The sequence below is a fragment of the Desulfoferula mesophila genome (assembly GCF_037076455.1).
GTDB classification, from domain to species: domain Bacteria; phylum Desulfobacterota; class Desulfarculia; order Desulfarculales; family Desulfarculaceae; genus Desulfoferula; species Desulfoferula mesophila.
In genome coordinates this window covers 3,269,923-3,294,839 of sequence record NZ_AP028679.1, presented here as the reverse complement: position 1 = coordinate 3,294,839, position 24,917 = coordinate 3,269,923, and the positions used below count along the sequence as shown (strand labels likewise).

The window sequence follows — 24,917 nt, the reverse complement described above, 5'->3', positions numbered from 1 at the left end:
TCACACACACAAGAAAGGCCCCCACCCATGAATGACTATTTTGAGAAATGGCAAATTTTTCAGGCCTGGGAGCTGGCCTGGCAAATGCGGTTTTGTCCTCCTCTGGAGGAAGTCATTGGCCAGGAGCTCACCCCCGAGGCGGCGGCCCATCTGGAGGCATGCCTGCTTTGCCAAAGACGCCGGACAGCCGAAATCATTGAGCCCCCCTGGCAGCAATTGGCTCCGGAGCCCTGGCACGGCCACCATGAAACTTCCGATGAGTCCCCGGAACCGGGGCAGGTGTGGCGCCTGGATCCGGCCTTGGCGGGCTGGGGGCCCAAGCACCGCTATTATCGGCCACCCCTAGTGCTGGTGCTGGACACCGGCCCCAACCTCGCCAACGCCGTCTTGGTGGCGCAGACCCACTATGACCCTACCTTTGCCTCCAGCCAGGATGTGCTTTTGGACGAGAGCCGTTTCGCCCAGCCGTGGAACGTCTACACCTTGCACCGCCGCAACCTGTTCGAGCTATGCGCCCCATCCAACCCAGCGGCCGCCGCTTTGGTCCGTGAAGCCAGCCAAAAGCCTTTCCCTCACCTGGCCCCCTGGTCCCTGGGCCACGTATTCCAGCAGATGGAAATCGAGCTGGGGTGCTATTTTTCCTTTTCCGCGGCCCAACAGCTGATGGCCGAGTACGAAGCGGCCGTGGAGGACCGCCAGGTGATGGACGCCCCGCAGGGAGCGGAGAAGCCGGAGGCCGCGCCGCGGACGGCCTCGGATATCGTGGATGAGACGGAGGCTCCCACCCGGCTGATCGAGGATCTGCGGGATTTGGGCTTGAAGGTGGAACTGCCGCTGGCCGCCGGCCTGACTCCGGCGGACCTGTACTTCCACGCCAGCCCCGGCGAACAACATCTATTAAAAGCCGCGGCCACCGCGGACAAGGGCTGGCGCGTGCCGGTGCTGGCCTTCCAGATCCGCCGAGGACGGCCGGTCGCCTGCCATTTCCTCCAAGCGCACGTCACCGACTTCCTGAGTCAGCCCAAGGTGGCGGTGGGAGGCAGGATCCTGGGTCCTCTGCCGGAAGGGGAGCACTGGCAGGCAGAGTTCCGCTGGTTGGACGCCCAAGGCAAACTGCTCAAAAGTCTGAACGGCCATCTGGGGCCGACTGATACCGAATCCATTCGCTTCTGGGCGGTGTTCCCGGAGGGCGAGAGCGAGGGGCAGCCCGAGCTTCACCGCCGCCTTTACGCCCGGTTGTTCAGCAAGCAGAGGTAATGGCCGTGACCCTGACCGAAGAGTGGGATGATCTGCTGGTCTATATGGCTGACTCCCATTCCCTGGAGCTGGCCTGCCACCGCCTGGAAAAGGTGGGCGGGCCTTGGCCCCAGGATCTGGCCCAGCTCAACCAAGCCATGGATATGGCCAGCCGCCAGGGCCTCGAGGAGATATTCCTCCTGCACACCATCGCCGGGGTCTTGATCGCCAAAGAAGAAGACCCCGCCCCCGCCTGGCTGATCCAGTGGCTGGCGGACAACCACAGCGTCGAGGCGGTGCTGCCGGGACTGACCTGGCTGGAGGCCCTGGCCATGCCCTGGACCTCGGTGCCCATACCGCTGGTGAGTGTCAACAACCAGGGTTGTTTGTTCCAGTTGCTGCTCGCCCCCATGGCCGGCGGTTCCGGCCTGGAGATGCCGGGGTGGGCTCGGGACTGCCTGGGACCAGACTGCCTGCAGACCATTGAAATGGCTTTCGAGGCGGCCACCGACTCCGGCCTGGTGGACGGTGGATCGCGGGCCTTCTATGTCTGGCCACTGCTCAATCCCTCCGGGCCCTCGGTCCGGGGCGATTCCCTGGGGCTGCCCTTTGCCATGGCGGTGGGCCTGTTGGCCCAGGGGATCGAGTGGCCCCGCTCTCTGATGGCCACCGGGGGGGTTGACGAGCATTTCCGGGTGCATGCGGTGGGCGGCTTGATCGCCAAGGTCATGGCGGCCACGGAGTTCGGTGCCAAGCTGTTTTTGTACCCCGACGAGGAGACCATAGATTTCGACAACTGGCCCATACCGGCCTTGCCGGTGAAGAGCCTGAGCCAGGCCATGACCTTCGCCCAACTGATGGCCCTGGGCCTGCCCACCATATCCAATTTCCGGCTGTATCATTCCTGCCTGCAGGACCCCGGACTGCTGCTGGACAACTTCCATCAAATCCCGTCCGAGGTGCTGGAGTGGGCCGCGGAACGCGGCATGCTGGCGCCCCTGCGGGACATCGCGCAACTGCCCGATGGTTTCGCCAAGCTCTCGGCCAAGCTAAACGACCCCGAAATGACCCCGGAGCACCAGAAGCTCATGACCTTGCTGTTTAGCGAAGCTGATCTCATGGGCTTGGCCAGCCGCTCCAGTCAACACGCCCTCATGGTCTCCAACTGGTGCCGCACCCTGGTTTCCATGGCCCGGCAAGAGCGGCAGTTGCACCGGATCAGGCACTGGGACGATTTAGCCAAGAGGGTTCTGCGCCAGTTCGGCAACAAACTGTATGTGTTTTACCGCACCGAGGAGTTCAGCCACTGCTACCGCAAGTTTGACGAAGCATTCCGGCGCTGCCTGGCCAAAATGCCCGCCTGCCCCACCCAGGCCGTGATCGCGCGGGCTCTGGAAGCCCAGTTGATATACATCCACCTGCCCATCATGCGGGATGACAACATATCGGCCCGGGTGTTCTTTTCGGAGGAGGACCGGGTGGTGGCCATATCGCTCAATGCCGTCACCCTGGGCATTGATCCGGAGACCGGCGAGGCCCAAAATATCGCCGACTGCGTCCACGCGGTGCACCTGGGGCTGATACGCGCCGCCTGCCTGATATACCGTGAGCAATTCCTGGCCGATCAGCAATTGCAGATGCTCTTGTGCTGCTATTTTTACCTTTTGATACGCGAGGTTATGGCCGAGGACAGTGACGGGCCCGGCCCGGACGACCCTGCCCTGGCCACCACCTGCGCTTATTACTATGCCTTGCGCCTGATGGGTTTGGAGGCCGCCCAGGCGCGGGACTGGGTACTGGCTTCGCCGCATGGCGTTGGGGGATGCGAAGCCTTGGAGGTGGACCAGGAGGTGATGGCCCGGTTGGCCGGTGAGCCGGAGACCGATGATCTGGGCGCGATGTTGGCCATGGCGGGTGTGGTGCCCAATGCCGCCTGGCTGCACCGCAGGCTGTTGGTTCGGCTGGGAGCCGAGGCGCGCCACGGCGTCAACGGCGCCATAGATCACCTGATGGGTATGTGTCTACTGAATGAGTATGGCTGCGGATTTTTTGACGGCGCCCTGAAATGCCCGACGGCCATAAGCGAGCCGATCAAGGCCCTGATCGAACCTTATATAGCCCAAATCACCTTCGGTGGTTAAGCCGGTCGTCCCGTCTCGTCATGCGGGCGTAGGCATCCCCAGAGAGAGCCCAACGGAGTTAGTTGGACTGGACCACGGTGGCCCGGTTTCCGGTGCCGTTCTGGTAGATATAGGAAAATTGGTTGCTGCCCGTCTGGGTGGTGCTGGCGTAATTGTTGGTTCCCACCTGGGTGATGTAGGCCTGCAGGTTGCTGCCGGCCTGGAATATTTCTGCGAAGTTGCCGCTGCCGTTCTGACCGATGACCGCCCTTAGGGCGCTCCCCTCCTGGGATATGTTAGCCATATTGGACACGCCGATCTGCTGGATCTCGGCGTACAGGTCCGCCGTGTCCGCCTGACTTACCGAGATGGTGGCCAAGTTGCCCAATCCGTCGGGGTCCAAGGTCAGAATATTGGTGAGGGCCATTGCCGGCAGGGCCCAGGCCATGAAAAGCAAAACGGCCACCAACGCGGTCAACTGTTTGGACATGATAGTCACCCCTTATGGTTAGGGTTATTTGCTAATACTTTAGACGGATCACGGGGGATAGGCTATCAGCCATAAGGACTATTTTGACGGCATGGGGGGGATGAGCCGCTTGGCGATTGGGTAATTGCGCGGGATTACGGATAAAATTAGGCCGTTAGGCCATGGGGATGGGACGGGGCGGAGCTGATCTGGAGGGCATGGCGCCTCTGTCCGGACGCCTCCTGCTTGATCAGGGGCGGTGATGACCTCGCTGAAGACGCCTGGGCGGAAACGATTAGGCGGGCACCAAACGCCAAGCCTTGGATCCGCCCCTGGGCTTTTCCAGGATAAAAGAGGCGCCTTGCTCTGCTCCAACTTTTTCGGAAAAATCGGTTATCACCAGGCGTCCCTTTGGCGTGATTTTGTAGCTTTCGGGCGCTGTCTCGCCCTGGCTTTTAGGCGTCTTCGTTTTAATCGTGCCGTCTTCGACCAAGGCCATCTTCAGTTGGTGCGCGAATTCAATGGAAGTCATCCTTTTATCCTTGCCGGCCATGACTTTCCTGATTTCGCGTTCCGTCTTGCCTTCCTTGATCATCTTCAGGAGCATTTTACGGTTTAGACTGTTCCACTTTGGCACCCGGCTCAACGCAGTCCTCCCTGCAAAATAGGATGATAGACAATGCAACACGATACCCTCTAAAATTTATTTTATATCATAGGGTGCGGATCAAATACGGGCAAAAACGTAATCTTTAGGCATTTTAGTGCTTTTAGATTATTTAAATAATTGTTGTATATAAATGTCTTTTGAAATTTGTAACTGCCAACAAATAGGCATACGGCGACGAGAGCGGAGTGACCCGATATGGAGCGACCAAACGCGGCTAGAGGCTTAATAGGCATAGCCTAGGGTGCGCGATTTTATGGTGTATTAATTGTTGGAAGTTGGCGGCTGTTTGCCCTTGCTTAAATACCAAATGTCCTCGAACGCGGCCACCGGGGCCGGGCCGCGCAGCAAAACGCCGGCCACTATAAAGGCCGGGGTGCCACCCAAGTTGAATGCCTTGCTCTCCGCGGTATCGTCCTTGATGCGCTGGGCCAGGATGGGATCGGACAGGTCGCGGGCCAAACGGGCTTGGTCGAGCTTGAGGCCCTTCACAATATCCAGAACGGGAAGCAATCCATTCTTGGTCAGCTCGGGCTGGCGCTCAAATACCTGGTGGTAAAAAACATATGCCTTGCCGGTACTTTGGCGGGCAATGGCCTCGTAGTACAGCGCGATTTGACGGGATATGTCGTCGTTGGGCACGTGCTTGATTAATGCCTGATATTTTATAGGATATTTGCCCAAAAGGTCTTCCAGGGCGACCGCGCCCTTGCGGCAGGTGGAACACATGAAGTTGGTGTACTCCACGACCAGCGTTGGCGCTTGGGGATTACCCAACCGGGGCCGTTCGGGGTTAATGGCGGGCTTCAACGGGTTGGCCAGGCTACGCTTTATGTTTTCCCGCCAAGCGATGCGCTGCTTGATCTGCTGACCGGCCACGACCATGTCGTACAGGGCTACCTTCTGCTTCTCCAAGGCCTCTAAAATCACCTCGGGATGCGCCATCAAGTAAGTCTTGATTGCCTGCGCATCCGGTTGGGCGGCTGAAACGGTGGCGCCCGCGAAGCTCAAGGCCAGCAAGCCGAATACCAACATTAATCCTTTGCGAGCCATGCTTACACCATTCGAGGCTAATGGTTAATCAATGCTCAAATTATTCCAATATACCAATCTAGGCTGCCACAAAATAAACCTGGCAACAATAATGCCAAAGGACCACATTTCTTTAGTTTCACAGGTGCAAGTTTCACGCTTGTTGCAAATATTATTAATCCATATCGCATATGCGACCAGCCAAATTGTCAAAAGATATTTTAAAAATCACATAGTTATATTCGTATAATAATTTAAGATCTTGCTAAAATTTGCCACCCTGGCCGGATAGCCTTTTGTTGGTCGTCACGCATTAAATGCAAACTCTATTGGCCATGTGCTCATTCCTAGGATATTGGCTACAAGTTAAATCCGGCCGCTTTCGCCATGTTGCTGCCTGTATTTTAAAGCATCACTCTTTAGACTACCCCTTACCCACACGTATCCGCTAAACCCCACCGCTCTTGGTACCCCATGCCCCTGGACTTGGAACACGCCTCCCGGCCCTAATCTTGGAGAGAGCCCGTAGGCCGACTCTGGTCGGTGGCCGGTGAGGCGATGGCTTTGAACTCGGCCTACAGGCCGGCTTCGGCCGTGTTGGGCCCAGGCCCGAGGAGGGAGCGGACTAGGTGGGGGAGGGGGGGAGTACAATACCTTCCGGCCCCACATGTCCCTGGGCTACCAGCCGCCGGCGCCGGAGGCCATCCTGCCCAAGGGCGGCTAGGGTACCTTCCCAGGTCTTCTTAACCTCAAAAACAAAGAGGGCCTGACTCAAGAAGAGGTACATTGATCGGGGGTAGGCCAGTAGCCCAAAGGGGCGCTGAGCCAGGGCAGCGGTGAGCGTCTTTGGGCCCGAGGCCAGGGGGGGCAGCGGCCTTTATAAGAGTGGAAGGTATTTAGCTCGTTCAGTAACCAATCGCCGGATGCGTGCGTTAGCCAGCTTGACTACCTTGGTTCCCGCTAGAATCCGTTAACTCCCTCGGTCCAGGAGGCATGGAATCAACCGTCTGCTTTTGCTTGACATCATTTTGCCGTCAAGCTAGAAAGTAGAGCGCGAAAGCGTCGCAAGAAGCGACGCGCGTAGCTTCGAAAAAATAAGCCGTATTAGCTGAAGCCAAGGAGGCCCGGCAGGGACTGTAGTCCCCACCGGCTCCTTGGCTTTTTTAGTGATGAAGGCAGCCCGTCTCCTGGCAAGTCGTCGGGCTGCCTTCGGTGTGAATCGTCCCTCTAGGCGAAGGAGATCCTTATTCATGTATAGCGCCGCGCCGGCCGTGGTGTCAATGCGACCAAAGGCTCTCTCCGCCCAGGGACCAAAGCGCCCTAATTCAACCCAAAGGAGAGAGCTAGAAATTGCTGCTTGAAAAACAAACCCAAACTCTCAAGGTCCGGCGGCCCTGGGCCGCGCTGTGCCTGGCCGCCGGGATGATCCTGGCCCTGGCCCTGCCCGCCGGGGCCAAAGACACGGTGACCAACCCCGGCGACGTCATCGTGACCGCCTCCAAGATATCCACCGAGGTGGATAAGACGCCCACCAACGTGGCAATTATCTCCCGCGAGCAGATCGAGCGCTATCCGGGCAACTACAGCGTGTTCGACGTCCTGCGCGAGGTGAACATTCCGGGCATTTACATCCCGGCCGGTGCCTATGGCATCGACGAGGACGGCCTGATGTCCTCCCGAGGCGGCGAGGTGAGCGCCTGGGCCATGCGCGTATTGGTCAACGGCGTGGAGTTCAACAAGGGCAACGGCTACATAGTGCCGCCGCGTCTGGCCCTGCACGACGTGGAACGCATCGAGGTGATCAAGACTCCCTCGGCCGAGTACGGCGACCAGGCCATCGGCGGGGTGATCAACATCATCACCCGGGTGGCTGATAAGCCGGTCGAGGGCAAGGCGGGGGTGGCCTTCAGCAGCTTTGGCGGTGGCAACGGTTACGCGGTGCTCAACGGCTCACAGGGCAATTGGGAGTACCTGGTGGACGCCTCCTTGAGGCGGCAGGACGCCTATCAGGAGCGCACCTACATGCGCGACAACAACGTCTACGCCAGGGTGGCCTACAATCTGCCCTTCGATGCCACCGTGGCCTTTCACGGCTCCTACTTCGACACCGACGCCAACTACGCCAACAGCCTGACCAAGGCCCAGTGGCAGGCCAACCCCGAGCAGAACCCCGGGGCGGACAACACCCTGCAAGAAACCGAAAAGCTGGTCGCCTTGACCTATGACCAGAACTTCGGCCCTCACGTACTCAGGGCCAAGGTGGAGTTTAAGGACGAGCTCACCGAGATGTTCTGGTACGGCTGGCACCGCTACGACGAGTGGGAGGCCCACCCGGAGATCAATTTCACCATGAACCACAATATCTGGGGCATGGCCAACAAGCTGGTGGTGGGCGGTGAGTACCGCTACCATACCATCCACACCACCCTCAACCAGGCCGATGGCCACAACATCGGCCAGCTCACCGGCGACCGCGACCGCGAGGACACCACCTGGTCGGGCTATGTGCAGGACGAGCTGGGCATCACCGAGGCCTTCACCGTCACCGCCGGTGTTCGCTACGACAATTACGAGCAGGACCAGGTGGGCTACGTCAACCCCGGACCCAACACCTGGAACCAATCCAACAGCAACTTCAGCCCCAAGATCGGAGCCACCTACACCATCAACGAGGCCATCAACCTCTTTGCCGGCTACAACACCGGCTTCAAGAGCCCGGCCCGGGTGCCGGCCGCGGCCACCAGCGGGAACCTGGACCCCGAGCGCATCTACGCCTACGAGGTGGGCATGCGCGGCCAGCCTCTTTCCTGGCTGGACTACAACCTGGCCCTCTACTGGAACGACGTCGAGGACAAGTTCGTCAGGCCCGACCCCACCCCGGGCTCCCAGTATGAGAACGCGGGCAAGACCCGCTCCCGGGGCGTGGAGCTGGGCCTAAACGCCCGCTGGGCCAACGGCCTTTACGCCACGGGTAGTTTCACCTATCAGCAAGCCGAGTTCGTGGACTTCACCAGCGAAGGCGTCAACTATGACGGCAATCAGTTGAACGGGGTGCCGGACGTGATGTTCGCCCTCTACGCCGGCTACCGCAACAACGTTTGGGGCGATATCTCTCTGAACCCGGTCTACACCGGCAAGCGCTACTTCAACTACGCCAACACCGTGGAGGAGGACGGCTTCTGGGTGCTCAACGCGCGCTACATCAAGCGCTTCGACGACTGGAAACCAGGGGTGGAGCTGTTCGTGGTGGCCAACAACATCTTCGACCAACAGGCCTACGGCAGCGCCGGGGGGAACCCGGGCAGTGAGTCCATCTATCCTTATCCCGGCTTCAACATGATGGTGGGCATCAATGCCTGGTTCTAGATCGGCACCAACCAAGGAGAAGGAAATGTCAGAGATAAAAAGCGTGGGCACCATGCAGCTCATCGACAATTACGACGCCCTCAAGTATTACCCCACCGGGGTGGAGGGCGACCTGGCCCCCATGCTGCACGGTGAGCATCTGAGCAGCCATGCCATGATCATTCCGCCAGGTTTTTATCCTCCCCACTCACACCCCATGGAGTTGCTGATCATCTGTGTGAAGGGCAGCTGCGACATCTTCCAGGGCGATGGTTCGGTGCGCGGGGTGATGAACCCGGGCAGCGTGGCCTTGGTCCCGCCCAATGCCGAGATTGGCCAGGAGATACACGGCCCCGAGCCCTGCCAAATTCTGGTGATGGTGGCCCCCACGGTGCGCACCCGCGAGGAGTTCGTGGCCATGCTGGACAAGGCTTCCGTTTAGAAGGCGGTGCCCGTTGATTCGGACGGCTCTCCCCAGGGAGGGCCGTCCGGTTTTTTGGGGCGAAAGGCTACCAGGGCAGGCGGAGAGTGGCGGCCAGCAACTGACGGGCGTAGGCATGGCGGGGATGGTTCAGCAACTCGGCCGCCGGACCCTGCTCCACCACCTGGCCCTTGAGCATGATGCTCACCCGCGCGCAGTAACGGCGGGCGATGCCCAGGTCGTGGGTGATCAGGAGCAAGCCCAGGCCCAGCTCGCGGCGCAGGCTGTCCAGGAGCTCCATCACTTTGAGTTGCAAGGGTAGGTCCAGGGCCGAGACCGGCTCGTCGCAGATGAGCAGACGGGGACCGGGGGCCAGAGCCCGGGCGATACACACCCGCTGAGCCTGGCCGCCGCTGAGCTGGTGGGGGAAGCGCGTCGCCAGGGCGGGTTCCAGCTCCACCTGCTCCAAGAGCTCGCCCACCCGAACCCGCCGCTCTCGCCGGGATAAGGAAGTCAGGTTGCTTAGGGGCTCGGCCACGATACGCCCCACCTTTTGGTGCGGGTTCAATACCAGGCCTGGCTCCTGCCAGATTATCTGGGCTCGTTGCCACAGACACCGCCGCTCCCGCCGGTCCAGGGCGGCCACCTCGTGCCCTTCGAACAATACCCGCCCCCCGCTGGGCCGCTCGACGCCGAGAATACAACGGGCCAGAGTGCTCTTGCCCGCCCCGCTCTCGCCCACCACGCCCACGCATTGGCCCACCTCCAGCTCCAGGGAGACGCGGTCCAGGGCCTTGAGCTCCCCGCCTGGCGCGGCAAAGGACTTGCTGAGCTCCTCCACCCTTAGCATGGCTCCCTCAGGGAAAAGGCGCGGCTAGCTGCCAGCAGCTCACGGGTATGGGGATGGTGGGCCTGGGTGGGCAGCAGGCGGGTGGGGGATTGATCCACGATGCGCCCCTGGTGCATCACCGCGATTTGATCGGCCAAGCTGGCCACCACCCTAAGGTCGTGGGAGATGAGGATCATGCCGCCGGGGATGCGCCGCCTGAGGTCCGCGAACAGGTCCAGGATTTCTCCCTGGGTCACCACGTCCAGGCCGGTGGTGGGCTCGTCGGCGATGATGAGCTGGGGCTCCATGGCCAGGGCCATGGCCACCAGCACCCTCTGGCGCATGCCGCCGCTGAGCTCAAAGGGGTAGGAGTTCAGATGGCGCGGGTCCACCCGCACCTGCTCCAGTAGTTCGCCCGCCCCGACCCGGGCCTTGCGCCAGGAGGCCTCACGCAGATGCACCATCACTTCGGCCAGCTGCTTGCCCACGGTGAGCGCGGGGTTGAGCGCCGCCGCGCTGCCCTGGAAGATCAAAAACATCTGGCGGCCCCGCACGTGGCGATACTGGGCTGGGCTCAAGCGGGTCAGATCCACGCCATCCAGCAGTATCCGGCCTCCGCTGATGCGTCCCGGCCGGGGCACCATGCCCATCATGGCTAGAGCGCTGAGGCTCTTGCCAGAGCCGCTCTGGCCCACCAGGCCCAGCACCGAGCCCCGTTCCAGGCACAGGCTGAGGCCGCGCACCGGCCGGCTGGGCGTGGGGCGGCCGGGGAAGCTGATGTGCAGATCCTCGATGGACAGGAGACTCATCAGCGCACCGTCTCTTTGATGCGCAGGGCATCGCGCAGGCCCTCGCCCAGCAGGTTGAAGCCCAGCACGGTGAGAAAAATGGCCACCCCCGGCGCCACCAACAGATGGGGCGCGGTGTAGATGTAGGAGCGCGCCTCGTTGAGCATGGCCCCCCACTCGGGCAGCGGCGGTTGGGCCCCCAGGCCCAGGAAGCTCAGGCCCGCCAGCACCAGCACCATGGTGCCGGTTTCCAAACTGGCCAGGACCATCACCGGAGGCATCACCGAGGGCAGGATGTGGCGGCGCACCAGGGCCGGACCCCGGGTGCCCACTAGGCGGGCGGCCAAGACGAACTCGCGCTCCTTGGCCGAAAGCACCAAGCCCCGCACCAGGCGGGCGTAGACCGGCCACCAACTCAGACACAGGGCCAGTGCGGCGGCGGGCAGACTGGGCCCCAGCAGGCCGATCACCGCCAGGGTGAGCACCAGGGAGGGAAAGGCCAACACGATGTCCACCAGGCGCATGAGCCAGAAATCGCCTTGTTTGCCCGAGAGACCGGCGGCCAGGCCCAGGGACAGGCCCAACAGCATCACCCCTGCCGAGACCAAAAGCCCTACGGCCAGGGAGGCGCGGCATCCATGGAGTAGGCGGGAGAACACGCAGCGACCCAGGGGGTCGGTCCCCAAGGGGTAGTCCCAGCTGGGCGGGGCCAGGCGGGCGGAAAGATTGATGCGCAGAGGATCATGCGGTGCCAGCCAGGGCCCGGCCAAGGCGGTGAGCAAGAGCAGGATTACCAGCCCGGAGCCCAGCCACAGGCTCAGGTTGCGCCGCGCAGTGGCCATGCTAGGCCCCGCCTTCTTGGACGGCCCTGCGCCGCAGCTTGGGGTCGGCCAGGGTCTGCAACAGGTCCACCACCAGGTTGCTGCCCGTGAAGATCACGGCCATGAACACCACGTAGCATTGGGTCACCGGGTAGTCCCGGCTGAGTACGGCTTGCACCGCGAAGCTGGCCACTCCGGGCCAGGAGAAGATCGTCTCCACCAGGAGCGAGCCGCCCAACAGGAAGCCGAAGCTCATGCCCCACAGGTTCAACAAGGGGATGATCGCGTTGAGCAGGGCGTGGCGGTAGAGCACCACCCCCAGGGGAAGGCCTTTGGCCTGGGCGGTGCGGATGTAGTCCTGGCTCATCACCTCCAGCAGGCGCTCGCGTACCATGCGGCCGTAAAAGGCGCTCATGCCAAGGGCAAGGGTTATGGCGGGAAGCACCAGATCCTTGAGCCCCGTGCCGCCCACCACGGAGAAGACCTTCCAGTGCACGGCGAACAAAAACAACAGCAGCATGCCCAGCCAGTAATTGGGCAGGGCCACCAGGATGGTGCACACCATTCGGGTGGCATGGTCAAAAATCCCACCCGGACGAAGGCCCGAGGTCACCCCAATTACCAGGCTGAGCACCAGCATGAGGCTAAACGCGGCCACGGTGAGCTTGAGGGTAGCGGGCAAGCGACGGAGCATCTCGCGGCCGACCGGCTCGCCGGTGGCGAAGGACTCGCCGAAGTCCAGGCGCGCCGCGTGGCTCAACCAGCGCCCGTAGCGCACCAACAGGGGATCGTCCAGGCCCAGGCTCTGGCGGAAGCGCTGGGCTGATTCCGAGGAAGTCACCCCGCCGGATTGGCGCAGCAGCATGTCTCCGGTCTCGCCGGGCGAGAGATGGGACAGGCAGAAGCAAAGGAACGACACCCCCAGCAGGGTGAAGGCCAGCCAGGCCAGCCGCCGGACGATCAGTTTGAGCACGGCCGCTCCCTAGCGCGGCAGACGGGCGTAACCGAAGCGCTCGTAGCCGCCCCGGGGACGCGGGTCCAACTTCACCCCTGGCCGGGTGAGGTACACGTTGGCCACGAACAGCAGGGGGATGACCGCGCAGGTCTCGTCCACCAACACCCGCTGGGCCTCCTGGATGGCCGCGCGCACCGTGGCTGGGTCGTCGCTGTGTTGGGCCCGCTCCACCGCCTTGTCGAACTTGGGACCGGGTAGAACCCATTTATAGCCCGAGTCCACCCATGGCGAATCACTGTGATAGAGCAAATAGAGCAGCCACGCCGGGGTGGGCGAGGTGTTGCCCGACTTCTCCAGGAACAGGTCCCCCTGGCCCGGGGCCATGTAAGAGCCGTAGTACATGCCCATGTCGTCGGTCTGGATCACTTCCACCTCGATGCCCACGGCCAGAAGCATCTGCTGCATCAGTTCGGGAAGGGGCTTGAGCTCCGCGCCGGTGGGGAAGCCCGAGACCAAGCGGAGTTTTAGGCGGCGGCCGTCCTTGACTCTTATGCCGTCCGGACCGGGTTGCCAGCCGGCTTGTTTCAGCAGGCGCCTGGCCTGGGCCGGGTCGTGATCATAACCCTGGAGAAAGTCCTCGCCCTGGTCCCAGAACCAGGGGGCCAGTATGCTCTTGGCCGGGCGGGCGAGGCCCTGATACACCGTGTCGGCGATAACCTGGCGGTCGATGGCGTAAGCCACCGCCCGGCGTAAGCGTTCGTCCTGTAGCAGATCAAAGGGCGCCTGGCCGTGCCAGTTCACCGACATGACCACATAGGAGCGCAGAGGAGTGGCGACTTTCTTGTAAGGCCCGCCCGGCGGCAAGGAGGCCAGCATCTGGGGGTCCACCGGAAAGATGATGTCGCATTCGCCGTTCAATAGGGCCAGGAGCCTGGTCTGGGGGTCGGGTAAAAATCGGTAGATCACCTGCTCGTTGGGCGGCTTCTCTCCCCAATAGTTATCGTTGCGCCGCACCTTGATATAGCGGCCCCGTTTGTATTCCTCGAACACAAAAGGTCCGGTCCCCACAGGGTGGTTGATGAAGTCGGTACCAGGGGCGTAGGCGGCCACAAAGGGGTGACTGAGAAAACCCGCGAAGTGCACTGTGGGGTGGGCCGTCTCCAACTCCAGGGTGTGCTGGTCGATGATGCGGTAGCTATCGGGCTTGATGCGCAGGGTCTCGGAGCGGTTGTAGGCGTTGATCTCCAGGGCGCGCTTGAGCGCGGCCGCATTCCACTCGGCCCCGTTGTGAAAGCGTACGCCCGGTCGGGTGTGCAGGCGATACTTGTGCCCCCGGCGCTCCCAGCTCTCCACCAGGCCGGGGCGGGGGCGGTAGTCGTCGCCACGATAGACTAGGGGCTCGGTGATCCACACGTTGGGGGCCATCTTGGCAAAGGAGAGGTAGTGCTTGGCCTTGGAGTAGCGGTCCGCACCGCAGCCGATCACCAGGGGCCGGTCGCCGGCCAGGGCCGTAGGCGCGGCCAGCAAGGCACACAGCAGGGCCGCTAGGAGCAGGTAGGGCAGCCGCAAACCGCTGCCGGGAGAGTGCCGATAAACTGAACCATGAAGGAGCATAGTCGCACCTGTGAGCATAAGCCTTCATGGCCGTAGTAAGTTGTAAAAAATTTTGTTGAGGACGCTGCCTTCGGGCAAGCGGTTGGCTTCTTATACAAGTTATCCTCTGAGGCGTCAATTAGTGTGTTCCCGTGAGGGCACTGTTTGATTCACATAAAAATTATCTTAACCAAGTTGTTTCTTCAGATGCCTACAAGCCTGCACTGCTGGATTGAAGGACGAAGGCATAATTTAATTCTCTATTAGAGTGCTGGCCAGGCGAACCGCCAAAACATGCTTCGGCCTTCCCTCCTGTGAAATGGAGCGAAGTGAAGCGGCGAAACAAGCTGACCTGCCCCCCTTTAACCCGGTCCAGATTTTAAGTTAGGATTTTGGGCCGAGAGAGGGGGGGCGATGATGGCCAGGAAGCGCTATTCGGCCGAGCAGATCCTCGGCAAGCCTCGCGAGGCGGAGATACTTTTGGCCAAGGGTCAGACGGTGGGGCAAGTCAGCCGTGCTCTTGGCATCACCGGGCAGACCTAAACGTATCCCGCATCGGAGGGGTGCGGGGCCTATGCGCCCCGCACCTCGGCCGGCAAAAATTTGTTGGCCAGTATCCGCAGGATGGTCTGGTCGGTGTAGCGCATGCCCTCCACGCTGAGCAGCCCCAGGTTTTGGGCCGTGTTTTCCATGCGCTGACCCACAATGCCCTCGCATTGGTTGACCTCCAGGCCCTGCAGGGCCAACAGAGCCGACTGGACCGCGCTGCCCGCGGCGGTGGCCAGCTTGAAGGCGCAACTGGTCTTGGCCCCGTCGCAGATGATCCCGGCCAAGTCCTGGATCAGGTTGTTCACCGCGCCGGCGATGTGGCGGGCGCTGCCACCCAGCAGGTAGGTCAAACCGGCGGTGGCTCCGGCACCGGCGGCCACGGAACAGCCGCACACCGCCGAGAGCCTGCCGGTGTGGGTCTTCACGTAGGCGGTGATCACGTGGCTCAGGGCCACGGCGCGCAACACCTCCTCGTGCGGGCACTTGGCGAAATCCTTGGCCGCCCAGATGGGCAGGGTGGCGGTCAGCCCGTGGTTGCCGCTGCCGGCGCTGGACATGGCCGGCAGCTTCACCCCAGCCATGCGCGCGTCCGCCGCGGCCGAGGTCAGGATGCGGGCGGCGGCGGCCATGTCCTTGCACATCAGGCCCTGGCGCATCAAGCTCTCCAGGCACTTGCCCAGGCCGAGGCCGGGGCCGAATTTCAGCCCGTGCTCGGCCAGACGCAGGTTGTACTGCACCCCTCGTTCCAGAAAGTCCAGGTCTTCCTGTTCCAAGGCGTCCAGCAGCTCGATCATTTCCTCAAGGGTGCGTCCGGCCAACCACTGCTCCAAGGCGGCCAGGTTGACGGAGGGGGTGTCGGCTTCCTTTTCCGTGGGCAGGTCTTCCGCCACCTCGCGGTCGTTGAGTTTGAGCGAGGAGATGTTGTCGTGGGAGCCGGTGATGACCGCCTCCCCGGTTTGGCCGCCGCCGCTCACCTGGGCGGTGATTTTCAGGCCGTGTTCTTCATACATGTCCACCGTGACCCGTTGGGCGTCGATGAGCCCTCGGGCCTTGGCCACTACCTTCTCATCCACCGAGTCCAGGACCTCCAGGCGGCGGGCCGGGTCGCCGCCCACCGCGCCCAGGGCGGCGGCCAGGTCCAGGCCGAAGAGCCCGCCGGTGCCGGGAATAAGCACCGACATGCCGTTCTTGTAGATGTTGGGGTCCACCCACACCCGCACCGATTCCGGCTCGGTGTTGCCCAGCAAGCGGGCGGCGGCCGCGGATGCCAGGGCCACGGCCACCGGTTCGGTGCAGCCCAGGGCCGGGGCCACTTCCAGGCGCAGGATATCTTTTATGGTGTAATCAGCCATAGTTGCTCTTCACGTGATGGATAATTCAGCAATCGCCAGCCGCCGGGGGAATGGGTTCAGCCTATTTCTGGCCTATTACGCAGGAAGGACGGCTGCCCGCCGGGGAAGGGGAGGCCCCCGCCGCGGCCATCTGGTCTTGCCCAGGGCCCTTCAAGTCCCTGCTTTGGCAATAGGGGCACTGGGCCACGCCACGGTTCAGTTCGCCCAGGCTGAGGAACAAATCCACCTCCTGGCCGCAGTTGTTGCACGAAAAGCTGTATAAAGGCATGGGTCTATCTCTTTCTAAACAATCAAGCCAGGCCGGCGATAACCAGCTCGGCGGTTTTAAAAATCTGGGTTCCTTCCTGGATGGCCCCGCCAAAGACCTCGCGGCCTTCCTTGGTAAGCGAGCCGTGCAGATGCACCTTGATCTCGTTTTCCAGGCGGCGCACGTCACCGGCGATGCCGTTCATTTCGAACAGGCCTTCGAACTCCATTCGCCCCAGCTCGGGCGGGATCTCCCTGGTAAGGGGGAACACCGCCACCACCTTGGTGCAGGAGCCGATGCATGAGAGCACGAAGGCGTGCTTGAGGTCTTCGCGGACCAGGAAATCGCGCAGGGATTGATGCAGCATGGCCCCGGCGTCCAGGGTCAGGTGGTACCAGCGCAATCCGTCGATGTTTTTAATCTGCATGTCCCGGCCCTACTTGAGTCCGTACTTGGCCTTGAGGTCGAAGCGCTCGATGACGGCCTCCATGGCCCGCAGGGTCCTGGGCGGCACGTCCGGCAGGGGCAGGCGGCAGTAACCGGCCGGCAGGCCCAGCAGGCGCACCATGGCCTTGGTGGCGATGGGGTTGGGGGCGGAGTAGACCGCCTCCATCAAGGGTAGCAGCTCGAAGTAAAGCTCCCGGCTGCGCTTTGCCTGCTCCCAGTTGGTCCAGGGCTGGGACATCTCGGCGATCTCGCGCGGGGCCACGTTGCCGGTCACGTTGGCCGTTCCGTGGCCGCCCATGGCCAGGGTGGGCAGGATCATGGCGTAGGCCGGGGAGTCGCAGGTGAGCAGGCGGATGCGGCCGCTGGTGCCGTCCATCACGCTGGCCAGCTGGGCCACGTCCGGCACCGCTTCCTTGTCGGCCACCAGGTTGGGGCATTCCTGGGACAGGCGGACGATGGTGCTGGGGGCCAGGTTGACCACCACCCGGGCGGGGTTGTTGTACAGGCCCACCGCGATGTCGATGGAGTCGCACACCGCCTTGAGGAAGTTGAACACCGCCTCCTGGGGCGGGGCGATGTAGGCCGGAGCCACCAGGACCACGCCGTCGGCTCCGTTGTGCTGGGCATAGCGGGCCAGGTCGATGGTGTCCTGGGTGGTGCCCAGGGTCACGCCGAAGAATACCGGTATCTTGCCCTGGCAATAGGGCCCCAGGTTCTTGATGATCTCCTTGCGCTCCGCCAGGCTGAGGGTGGTGGGCTCGCCGGTGGAGCCCATTATCAGCAGGGCCGAGGTATGGTTGGCTACATGGAAGTCGATTAGGGTCTTGTAGCCGTCCAGGTCCACCTGCCCGTCGGGGGTGAAGGGGGTGATCAGGGCCACCCAGGAACCTTGGGGGCGATACAGTTCTTTAGTCATTTTAGTGTTTCCTCCTACAGCCTCATCAGGCAGGCTGGGTCGCCTCTTGGGCGGCGCGTTGTTTCTTTTGCATGAAAAAGGCATAGACCACCAGTCCGGCGAACAGGGCCAAGCCGGCCAGGTTGCTGGATATGCCCGGTAGGATCAGGGAGATGGCCGCCACGAACATGGTGGCTCTTATCTGCCAGCGAAGCTTGATCAGGAACCATCCCTGGAAGGCGGCGGCCAAGGCCACCACCCCCGCCACGGCGGTGAAAAATTCACTGATGATGGCGCTCCAGGGGCCCTGCATCAGCAGGCTGTTGTCGTAGATGAACACGTAGGGGATCAAGAAGGCCACGAAGCACAGCTTTACCGCGGTGAAGCCGATCTTCATCATGTTGGCCTTGGCGATCTCGGCCGCGGCATAGGCGGCCACGGCCACCGGCGGGGTTACCATGGACAGCACCCCGAAGTAGAACACGAAAAAGTGGGAAGGCAGCTCGGCGAAGCCCAGCTTGATCAGCGAGGGCACCCCCAGGGTGGCCACGATGATGTAGGCCACGGTGGTGGGCGTGCCCATGCCCATGATGATGGAGGCCACCATGACCAGGGCCAGGGCCACCAGGGAGTAGCCGCCCGAGGAGGTGATGATCACCGAGCTGATGTTCAGGCCGATGCCGGTGAGGGTCACCACCCCGATGATGATGCCCGCCGCGGCGCAGGCCGAGGCGATGAGGATGGTGCGCTGGGCGCTGATCTCCAGTGCCTCGATGATCTTGCGGGGGCCCATGCGGTGTTCCTTGGAGAACATGGTGACCAACACCGCGGCCAGGGTGCCCGCGAAGGCCGCCCGGAAGGGGGTGTAGCCCATGAGCATGACCACCAGCAGCACCAGGATGGGCAGCAGCAGGTAGCTGCGCTTGAGGGTCTCGCGCAGGCTGGGCTGGTTCTCCTTGTCCATGCCCTGGAGGCCCTTGCGGGCGGCCTCGAAGTCGATCATGAGCAGCAGGGACAAAAAGTAGAGCACCGAGGGGATCAGGGCGGCGGCGCAGATCTTGAGGTAGGGCACTCCCAGGATGTCGGCCATGAGAAAGGCGGCCGCGCCCATGACCGGCGGCACCAGTTGGCCGCCGGTGCTGGATGAAGCCTCCACGGCTCCGGCAAAGGCCGGCGAGTAGCCGATGCGCTTCATCATGGGGATGGTGAAGGTGCCGGTGGCGTAGACGTTGGCCGCCGCCGAGCCGGAGATGCTGCCGAAGAAGGCGCTGGTGATGACCCCGATCTTGGCCGGGCCGCCCCGGTGGTGCCCGGCCAGGGCCCGGCCCAGGTCCATCATCACGTCGCCGGCGCCGGATTTTTCCAAAAAGGTGCCGAAGATGATGAAGACCACGATGTAGGTGGAGGCCACCCCCACCGGTACGGAGTAGATTCCGTCCAGGCCGTAGTTGAGGTAGTCGATGACCTCCACCAGTGAGAAATCCTGGTGGGCCAGCATGGCGGGCATATAGGTGCCGAAAAAGGCGTAGGCCAGGGCGGCCACGGCCACCAGGGACAACACCAGACCCACGGTGCGGCGGGTCAGCTCCAGCACCAGCAGGATGCACACGCCTCCGGCTATCAACTGCCAGGTGGTCAGGGGGTCCACCAGAGACATGCGTTCGGAGTTGCTTTCAAAGGAAAAGGCGATGGTGGCGAAACAGATCAGGGCCACCACCGCCAAGGCCATGTCCATCCAACTGCCACGGTCCAGGTGCTTCTTGCCCTTGATAGAGTAGATCAAAAAGCCCAGGGGCATGGCAAAGGTGAGGAACACCGGGCGGTGAAGATAGGCCACCGGCATGCCGAAGGCGGTAGTCCACAGATGGTAGCCGGAGAAGGCCACGAAGCACGCCCCGGTGATCCACCGATACACGGATGAAGCGGTCTTAGATGAAGCAGTCTGGGCCATGGGCCGTTCCCGTCCTTACTTTAGGTAACCCTTTTCCTTGTAGTACTTTTCGGCGCCGGGATGCAGGGGGCCGCCTACGTTCTGCCAGGCGGTGGCCGGGTCGAATCCGCTGTAGGTCTTGTGGATGCCCTGGATGCGAGCGGCGTTTTTCATCAGCGAGGAAGTGAACTGGTAGACCTCGTCGGTGCTCAGCTTCTTCTGGGTGATGACGATGACCGCCTCGGCCATCTGGGGGGTGTCCTGGGTGACGAAATAGTATTTGCCCTTGGGCAGCATCACCTCGGCGTAGTTGAAATCCTTCTTGAGCTTGTCCAGGAAGGCCGGCTTGATGGTGAGTTGCTTCATCTTGGTGGTGGTGGTCAGCTCCACGATGGAGGAAACCATGGGGCCCACCCAGGCGTCGGCGTGGCCATCCTTGATCAGGTTGGAAGCCTCGGCGTAGGACACGAAGGATACCGAGCCGCCCCAGCTCTTGATGTCGTCAAAGGAGATGCCGTATTGGGCCAGCATAAGCTCGGCGGCCAGGGAGGGCGAGGAACCCTTCTTGGAGGTGAGCAGGCGGATGGGCAGCTTCTTGGCCTTGATCTCCTCGATGGAGGTCAGGGGGTTGTCGGCCTTGACCAGGAAGTAGCTCATGGGGATGTAGGCCAAAAAGGCCACCGCTCTGAGGTTTTCCTGCTTCTTGCCCTCGTACTTGCCTTTGCCCGCCAGGGCCTCGGCGTAGAGCTTGGCCATGGAGAGCCCCACGTCGGCCTTGCCCGCGTTGACCTTGGCCACGTTGGCCAGGGCCCCGCCGGTGGTCACGGTCACGATGGCCCCGGGGAAGACCTGCTTGGCCATCTCGCCCATGGCTCCGCCTATGGAGTACCAATCACCGCCCATGGGGCCCGCGGTTATGGTGAAGGAGTTGACTTTGGCCGAGGCGGGAAGGGCCATCATCAGGCCGCATAAAGCCAGGGCGGTTGTGGTGAATAGCTTACGCAGGGACATGGGCTCTCTCCTTGTCAAAATATAGGAATTACCGGTGCCGGCCCTTGTGCGGGCCAATCAAAAGGTGCGTCTGCCGGTTCAGGCGGCTAGGTGGGCCACCAGCTCTATCTCCACCCGGGCCCCGCGGGGCAGCCTGGCCACCTTTACGCAGGCCCGGGCCGGCGGGTCGGCGGAGAAAAATCGGGAATACACCTGGTTCATGACCTGGAAATCATCCAGGTCGGCCAAAAAAACGGTGGTCTTGAATACCTGCTCCAGGCCGGCGCCGGCCTCGCTCAGGATGGCGGACAGATTTTTGAGACACTGCTCGGTCTGGTCGGCGGTATCCGGCCCGGCGAACTCGCCGGTTGCCGGGTCCACGCCGACCTGGCCCGAGACGAACAAAAACTCACCGGCCTTTACCGCATGGGAATAGGGTCCGATGGCGTCGGGAGCCAGGGGGCTTGAGATGATTTGTTTGCTCACTGGGCCGATCCTTCCGGCATTGGCGGGCCGGTTCGGCCCGGACCAAAGTCAAATAGATTTACAGATGACGACATATCCTAGAAAAGAGAGTCTACTGGTGTCAAGAAAATAGCGCAATTATTTTAAAAAAGATTTGCGCAAATTTTATATCCAAATTATCAGAACGTTGTGCTATATTTTTGTCCAGTAATGCCTGGGGTCTTATTCCAAGAGGGGATTGGGCCCGGGCGGTGAAAGGGAAGTCGCCGATTGCCTAAAATTAAGCACATGGAACCAACCCAGGGACAAGCTGCCTTGCGACCGGACGAGGTGGTGGATATTCTGGAAAAAATGATTTTTACCGGTGAGTTACAACCACGGGAGCGCCTGGTCGTCAGCGCCTTGAGCGAACGCTTGGGCGTAAGCAGCTACCTGGTGCGCACCGCCCTGCAGGCCATGGAGACCAAGGGCCTGGTCAAGATGGAACCTCACCGGGGGGCCATGGTCAGCGATTTGGGCCCGGAGGAAATTGACGAGATTTTCCAGGTGCGGGTGGGGCTGGAGAAGATGGCCAACGCCCTGGCCGCGCAACGGGTCTCCCCCCGGGATTTGACCCGGCTGCGGGAGATCGATGACCAACTGACCGGCTGTTACCGCCGCGGCGACCTGAGCGGTGTCATCGCGGCCAACGCGCAGTTTCACAACTACATCGCCGGCCTGTCGGGCAACAAGACCTTGCTCAAAATGATCCTCGAGCTGAAGAAGCGCTGCCACATCTTCAACACCACCGCCTGGTCGTCCCCGGAGATGGTGGAACGCCTGTTCGACGAGCACCAACAGTACATCATGGCTCTGGAGTCGGGGGACTTGGCCACGCTGGAGGCCTTGCCCGAACACCACTTCGGGCATTCCCAGCAGCTTTACCTGCAACACCTTCGAGCCAAAAAGGGCAGCGGAGCCTAGGCCGGCCCTGATCCCTTACACCGTACAACCCAAATGTCGCGGTTGTGCGCCTCGCTCCTGTCTCGATTGGCCCTTGCAGCGTCGCTGACAATCTCTCTTATTGGTTCTAATGGGCCGGTATCGCTTGAAGATACCGGCCATACCTTTAATTGGTGAGGTTTGCCTCGGACCAGGGGGCCATCGGGAAAGGGATTATCGGCAAAAAGTGCAATCGCCCCCAAAGGCTTTGACCACCTACGGGAGAGAGCCAAGTAACCCCCCGCTTTTGCAACCCGCCAGGGGAACATGCTTTGCGATTCGGTGCGTTCGGATTGTGAAAAGACGCATATACCCAGCGGTATAGTTGACTTTAGACGGGCGGATCGATTATAAATGGCATTCACACCATGAATTGCATTCAGTGACCCCCCTTTTCGGGAGGCTGCGGCAAAAGACCATGGGTGTAGTTGAGCGCAGGGCCAGGGAGAAAGAGCAGCGCCGGGTGGCCATCCTGGACGCGGCCAAGGAAATCTTCTCTCGCAAGGGCTACCAGGGCGCCACCATGGAAGAGATAGCCGCCCGGGCCGAACTCAGTCCCGCCACCCTTTACCTCTACTTCAACAACAAGAGCGAGCTCTACGCTTCGCTCAACGTCAAGATGCTGGCCTTTCTCTGCCAAAGGGTGGAGCAAGTGGCCGGGCAAAAGGGCTTGGACCCTGCCGACAAGGTGCGCCGCCTGGCCCAAGCCATGCACGACGTCTATACCTTTGATCCCCTCATTCTGGTCAACGTGCTGCACATGCAGGCCAGCCAGGAACTCATGGAGCTGTCGCCCGAGCTCAAGGAGGAGATCAACTCCATGGCCGCCAAGGCGCTCCGGCTGATGGCCGGCATTTTCCAACAAGGCATTCAGCAAGGGCGGTTCAGGCCCTATCATCCCGTGGCCCTGGCCGATTTGGTCTGGTCGGTGTTTTGCGGGCTGGTGCTTTGGGAGGAAAGCAAGCGCGGCTTCGCGCCGGAAAAGGACTATCTCCAGGGCACCCTGGAGTTGGCCATAGAAATCATGGCCCGGGGCATCAGCAAGTAGCCCCCCGGTCCGCGGCTCCGTTAAAGCGGCGGGGCAGCCCCTCACCCTATACAGCCCGCAGGAGGCGCATGGCGCAACAGCCCATTCTCAGCATGGAGGAAGTCTCCCTTTCCTTCGGGGGCCTCACGGTGCTTTCGGAGGTTAGCTTCAAGGTCAATCCCGGCGAGATTTTCGCCATCATCGGTCCCAACGGGGCGGGCAAGACCTCCATACTCAACTGCATCGGCGGCTTTTACCGCCCCTCGGCCGGGCGCATGTTTTTTCAGGGCAAGGAGATAACCCGCACCAGCCCCGACCGCCGGGCCGCCATGGGCCTGGCCCGCACCTTCCAGAACATCGCTCTGTTTCGGGGCATGACCGTGCTGGACAACATCAAACTGGGGGCCCATGCCCACCTCAAGACCGGGTTGCCGGCGGCCCTGATGTATTGGGGGGCGGCCCACCGTGAAGAGATGGCCCTGCGCGACCTGGTGGAGAAGAAGATCATCGACTTTCTGGAGATCGAGCCCATCCGCAAGCAGGCGGTGGGTTCGTTGGCCTATGGCCTGCAAAAGCGGGTGGAGTTGGCTCGGGCCCTGGCCATGCGGCCCAAGGTCCTTTTGATGGACGAGCCGGTGGCGGGCATGAACGCCGAGGAGACCGAGGACATGGCCCGCTTCATCCTGGACATCCAGGAGGAACAGGGCATCACCATCGTGCTGATCGAGCACGACATGAACGTGATCATGGACATCAGCGACAGGGTCATGGTGCTCAACTTCGGCCAGAAGATCGCCGAGGGCACCCCGGAGCAGATGCAGAGCCACCCCGAGGTAATCAAGGCCTACCTAGGCGAGAAGAAGGGCTAGGTCCATGGACATCCTGCTGCAACTGATCGTCAGCGGCATCGCGGTGGGCGGGGTCTACGCCCTCATCGCCCTGGGCTTCGTGCTGATTTACAAGGCCACCAGCATCATCAACTTCGCCACCGGCGAATTCATGATGATCGGGGCCTACTTCTTCTACACCTTCATGGTGATGATCGGCCTGCCGCCCATCCCCTCCTTTTTGCTGGTCATGTTTTCCTCGGCCTTGCTGGGGCTTTTCATAGAGCGGGCCATCCTGCGCTACATGCTGGGACAGCCCACCATCAGCATCGTGATGGTCACCATCGGGCTCAGCTCCATCCTCATGGGCCTGGCCGAGATCATCTGGTCCACCGATTTCAAAAGCTTTCCGCCCCTGTTCCCCCGGGCGCCCATAATCATCGGCGATATCATCGTGCGCTCCAACCTGTTCTGGGGCTTCGTGGCGGCCATGGCCGCGGTGATCCTTTTCGCCCTGCTGTTCAAATACGCCAAGGTGGGGGTCGCCATGCGGGCCACCGCCGGCGATCAGATGGCCGCCTTTTCCATGGGCATCAACGTGCGCAGCATGTTCACCGTGGCCTGGTCCCTGGGGGCCATCGCCGCGGCCCTGGGCGGGGTGATCATCGGCAACATCGGCGGCATCCAGCCCACCCTGGGCGGCATCGGCCTCAAGATCTTCCCGGTGGTCATCCTGGGGGGCCTGGACTCCATCGCCGGGGCGGTGGTGGGCGGCTTCATCGTGGGGCTGGTGGAAAACATCGCCGGGGGCTATCTGGACCCCTACGTGGGCGGCGGGGTCAAGGACTTGGCTCCTTTCGTGGTTTTGGTCCTGATTCTGTTGGTAAAGCCCTACGGGCTCTTCGGCAAAGAAGACATCGAGCGCTTGTAG

At 61.9% G+C, this 24,917-nt stretch carries 24 protein-coding genes; 9 read left to right on the top strand and 15 right to left on the bottom strand.

All coding sequences use genetic code 11. From position 1 onward, the window contains the following. Nucleotides 1-27 precede the first annotated feature (27 nt). Nucleotides 28-1,257 (top strand): hypothetical protein, encoded by a 1,230-nt coding sequence (locus tag AACH32_RS15100; RefSeq protein WP_338601231.1) that lies wholly within the window; start codon nucleotides 28-30, stop codon nucleotides 1,255-1,257. Continuing rightward, nucleotides 1,257-3,377 (top strand): hypothetical protein, encoded by a 2,121-nt coding sequence (locus AACH32_RS15095; RefSeq protein WP_338601230.1) that lies wholly within the window; start codon nucleotides 1,257-1,259, stop codon nucleotides 3,375-3,377. The genes AACH32_RS15100 and AACH32_RS15095 overlap by 1 nt, the downstream gene beginning before the upstream one ends. Nucleotides 3,378-3,435: 58 nt before the next feature. On the opposite strand, the gene AACH32_RS15090 is transcribed toward AACH32_RS15095, so the two are convergent. The 3 genes from AACH32_RS15090 to AACH32_RS15080 form a co-directional block, all read right to left on the bottom strand. Then, complete coding sequence (locus AACH32_RS15090) at nucleotides 3,436-3,846, bottom strand: hypothetical protein (RefSeq protein ID WP_338601229.1); 411 nt, start codon at nucleotides 3,844-3,846, stop codon at nucleotides 3,436-3,438. Nucleotides 3,847-4,120: 274 nt separating this feature from the next. Beyond that, nucleotides 4,121-4,471: a hypothetical protein gene (locus AACH32_RS15085; RefSeq protein ID WP_338601226.1), complete on the bottom strand. Its 351-nt coding sequence runs from the start codon at nucleotides 4,469-4,471 to the stop codon at nucleotides 4,121-4,123. 285 nt (nucleotides 4,472-4,756) lie between these two features. Next, nucleotides 4,757-5,512 (bottom strand): DsbA family protein, encoded by a 756-nt coding sequence (locus AACH32_RS15080; RefSeq protein WP_338601222.1) that lies wholly within the window; start codon nucleotides 5,510-5,512, stop codon nucleotides 4,757-4,759. Nucleotides 5,513-6,874: 1,362 nt separating this feature from the next. Between AACH32_RS15080 and AACH32_RS15075 the strand changes: the two genes are divergently transcribed. Continuing rightward, entirely contained in the window at nucleotides 6,875-8,890 is a 2,016-nt protein-coding gene (locus AACH32_RS15075) for a TonB-dependent receptor family protein (protein WP_338601219.1), read from the top strand. Between the two features lie 25 nt (nucleotides 8,891-8,915). Beyond that, complete coding sequence (locus AACH32_RS15070; RefSeq protein ID WP_338601217.1) at nucleotides 8,916-9,311, top strand: cupin domain-containing protein; 396 nt, start codon at nucleotides 8,916-8,918, stop codon at nucleotides 9,309-9,311. A gap of 67 nt (nucleotides 9,312-9,378) precedes the next feature. Here the strand turns inward: AACH32_RS15070 and AACH32_RS15065 are convergent, their stop codons facing one another. From AACH32_RS15065 to AACH32_RS15045, 5 genes are read right to left on the bottom strand one after another with little or no spacing between them, the layout of a single operon-like run. Beyond that, on the bottom strand, nucleotides 9,379-10,140 hold the full coding sequence (locus AACH32_RS15065) for an ABC transporter ATP-binding protein (protein WP_338601214.1): 762 nt from the start codon (nucleotides 10,138-10,140) through the stop codon (nucleotides 9,379-9,381). Continuing rightward, the gene (locus AACH32_RS15060) at nucleotides 10,134-10,928 is read right to left on the bottom strand and encodes an ABC transporter ATP-binding protein (protein ID WP_338601212.1); all 795 of its coding nucleotides are present in this window, start codon (nucleotides 10,926-10,928) and stop codon (nucleotides 10,134-10,136) included. The genes AACH32_RS15065 and AACH32_RS15060 overlap by 7 nt, the downstream gene beginning before the upstream one ends. Then, entirely contained in the window at nucleotides 10,928-11,749 is an 822-nt protein-coding gene (locus tag AACH32_RS15055) for an ABC transporter permease (RefSeq protein WP_338601209.1), read from the bottom strand. Before AACH32_RS15055 ends, AACH32_RS15060 begins: the two co-directional genes overlap by 1 nt. 1 nt (nucleotide 11,750) lies before the next feature. Next, entirely contained in the window at nucleotides 11,751-12,701 is a 951-nt protein-coding gene (locus tag AACH32_RS15050; RefSeq protein WP_338601207.1) for an ABC transporter permease, read from the bottom strand. Between the two features lie 9 nt (nucleotides 12,702-12,710). Next, nucleotides 12,711-14,252: an ABC transporter substrate-binding protein gene (locus AACH32_RS15045; RefSeq protein WP_338601204.1), complete on the bottom strand. Its 1,542-nt coding sequence runs from the start codon at nucleotides 14,250-14,252 to the stop codon at nucleotides 12,711-12,713. A 438-nt stretch (nucleotides 14,253-14,690) separates the two neighbouring features. Here AACH32_RS15045 and AACH32_RS15040 point away from each other — a divergent pair, with 438 nt between their 5' ends. Further along, a complete protein-coding gene (locus AACH32_RS15040; protein WP_338601202.1) occupies nucleotides 14,691-14,819 on the top strand; it encodes a hypothetical protein in 129 nt (42 codons plus the stop codon). Nucleotides 14,820-14,848: 29 nt separating this feature from the next. On the opposite strand, the gene AACH32_RS15035 is transcribed toward AACH32_RS15040, so the two are convergent. The 7 genes from AACH32_RS15035 to AACH32_RS15005 form a co-directional block, all read right to left on the bottom strand. Beyond that, on the bottom strand, nucleotides 14,849-16,177 hold the full coding sequence (locus tag AACH32_RS15035) for a serine dehydratase subunit alpha family protein (protein WP_338601199.1): 1,329 nt from the start codon (nucleotides 16,175-16,177) through the stop codon (nucleotides 14,849-14,851). Nucleotides 16,178-16,238: 61 nt separating this feature from the next. Continuing rightward, nucleotides 16,239-16,445 (bottom strand): FmdB family zinc ribbon protein, encoded by a 207-nt coding sequence (locus tag AACH32_RS15030; protein ID WP_338601196.1) that lies wholly within the window; start codon nucleotides 16,443-16,445, stop codon nucleotides 16,239-16,241. 22 nt (nucleotides 16,446-16,467) lie between these two features. Further along, nucleotides 16,468-16,851, bottom strand: a complete 384-nt coding sequence (locus tag AACH32_RS15025) for a PPC domain-containing DNA-binding protein (RefSeq protein WP_338601194.1) — start codon at nucleotides 16,849-16,851, stop codon at nucleotides 16,468-16,470. Between the two features lie 9 nt (nucleotides 16,852-16,860). Next, nucleotides 16,861-17,787 (bottom strand): 4-hydroxy-tetrahydrodipicolinate synthase, encoded by a 927-nt coding sequence (gene dapA / locus AACH32_RS15020; protein ID WP_338601192.1) that lies wholly within the window; start codon nucleotides 17,785-17,787, stop codon nucleotides 16,861-16,863. A gap of 25 nt (nucleotides 17,788-17,812) precedes the next feature. Continuing rightward, entirely contained in the window at nucleotides 17,813-19,681 is a 1,869-nt protein-coding gene (locus AACH32_RS15015) for a TRAP transporter permease (RefSeq protein ID WP_338601189.1), read from the bottom strand. 51 nt (nucleotides 19,682-19,732) lie between these two features. Next, the gene (locus AACH32_RS15010; protein WP_338601186.1) at nucleotides 19,733-20,707 is read right to left on the bottom strand and encodes a TAXI family TRAP transporter solute-binding subunit; all 975 of its coding nucleotides are present in this window, start codon (nucleotides 20,705-20,707) and stop codon (nucleotides 19,733-19,735) included. A 78-nt stretch (nucleotides 20,708-20,785) separates the two neighbouring features. After that, a complete protein-coding gene (locus tag AACH32_RS15005; RefSeq protein ID WP_338601183.1) occupies nucleotides 20,786-21,172 on the bottom strand; it encodes a RidA family protein in 387 nt (128 codons plus the stop codon). Nucleotides 21,173-21,421: 249 nt separating this feature from the next. Here AACH32_RS15005 and AACH32_RS15000 point away from each other — a divergent pair, with 249 nt between their 5' ends. The 4 genes from AACH32_RS15000 to AACH32_RS14985 all read left to right on the top strand — a co-directional run bounded on the left by AACH32_RS15000 (nucleotide 21,422) and on the right by AACH32_RS14985 (nucleotide 24,917). Beyond that, a complete protein-coding gene (locus AACH32_RS15000) occupies nucleotides 21,422-22,114 on the top strand; it encodes a GntR family transcriptional regulator (RefSeq protein ID WP_338601180.1) in 693 nt (230 codons plus the stop codon). Between the two features lie 436 nt (nucleotides 22,115-22,550). Beyond that, nucleotides 22,551-23,180: a TetR/AcrR family transcriptional regulator gene (locus AACH32_RS14995; protein WP_338601177.1), complete on the top strand. Its 630-nt coding sequence runs from the start codon at nucleotides 22,551-22,553 to the stop codon at nucleotides 23,178-23,180. A 68-nt stretch (nucleotides 23,181-23,248) separates the two neighbouring features. Continuing rightward, nucleotides 23,249-24,028, top strand: a complete 780-nt coding sequence (locus tag AACH32_RS14990) for an ABC transporter ATP-binding protein (RefSeq protein WP_338601174.1) — start codon at nucleotides 23,249-23,251, stop codon at nucleotides 24,026-24,028. 4 nt (nucleotides 24,029-24,032) lie between these two features. Continuing rightward, nucleotides 24,033-24,917, top strand: coding sequence for a branched-chain amino acid ABC transporter permease (locus tag AACH32_RS14985; RefSeq protein WP_338601171.1), 885 nt, complete (start codon nucleotides 24,033-24,035; stop codon nucleotides 24,915-24,917).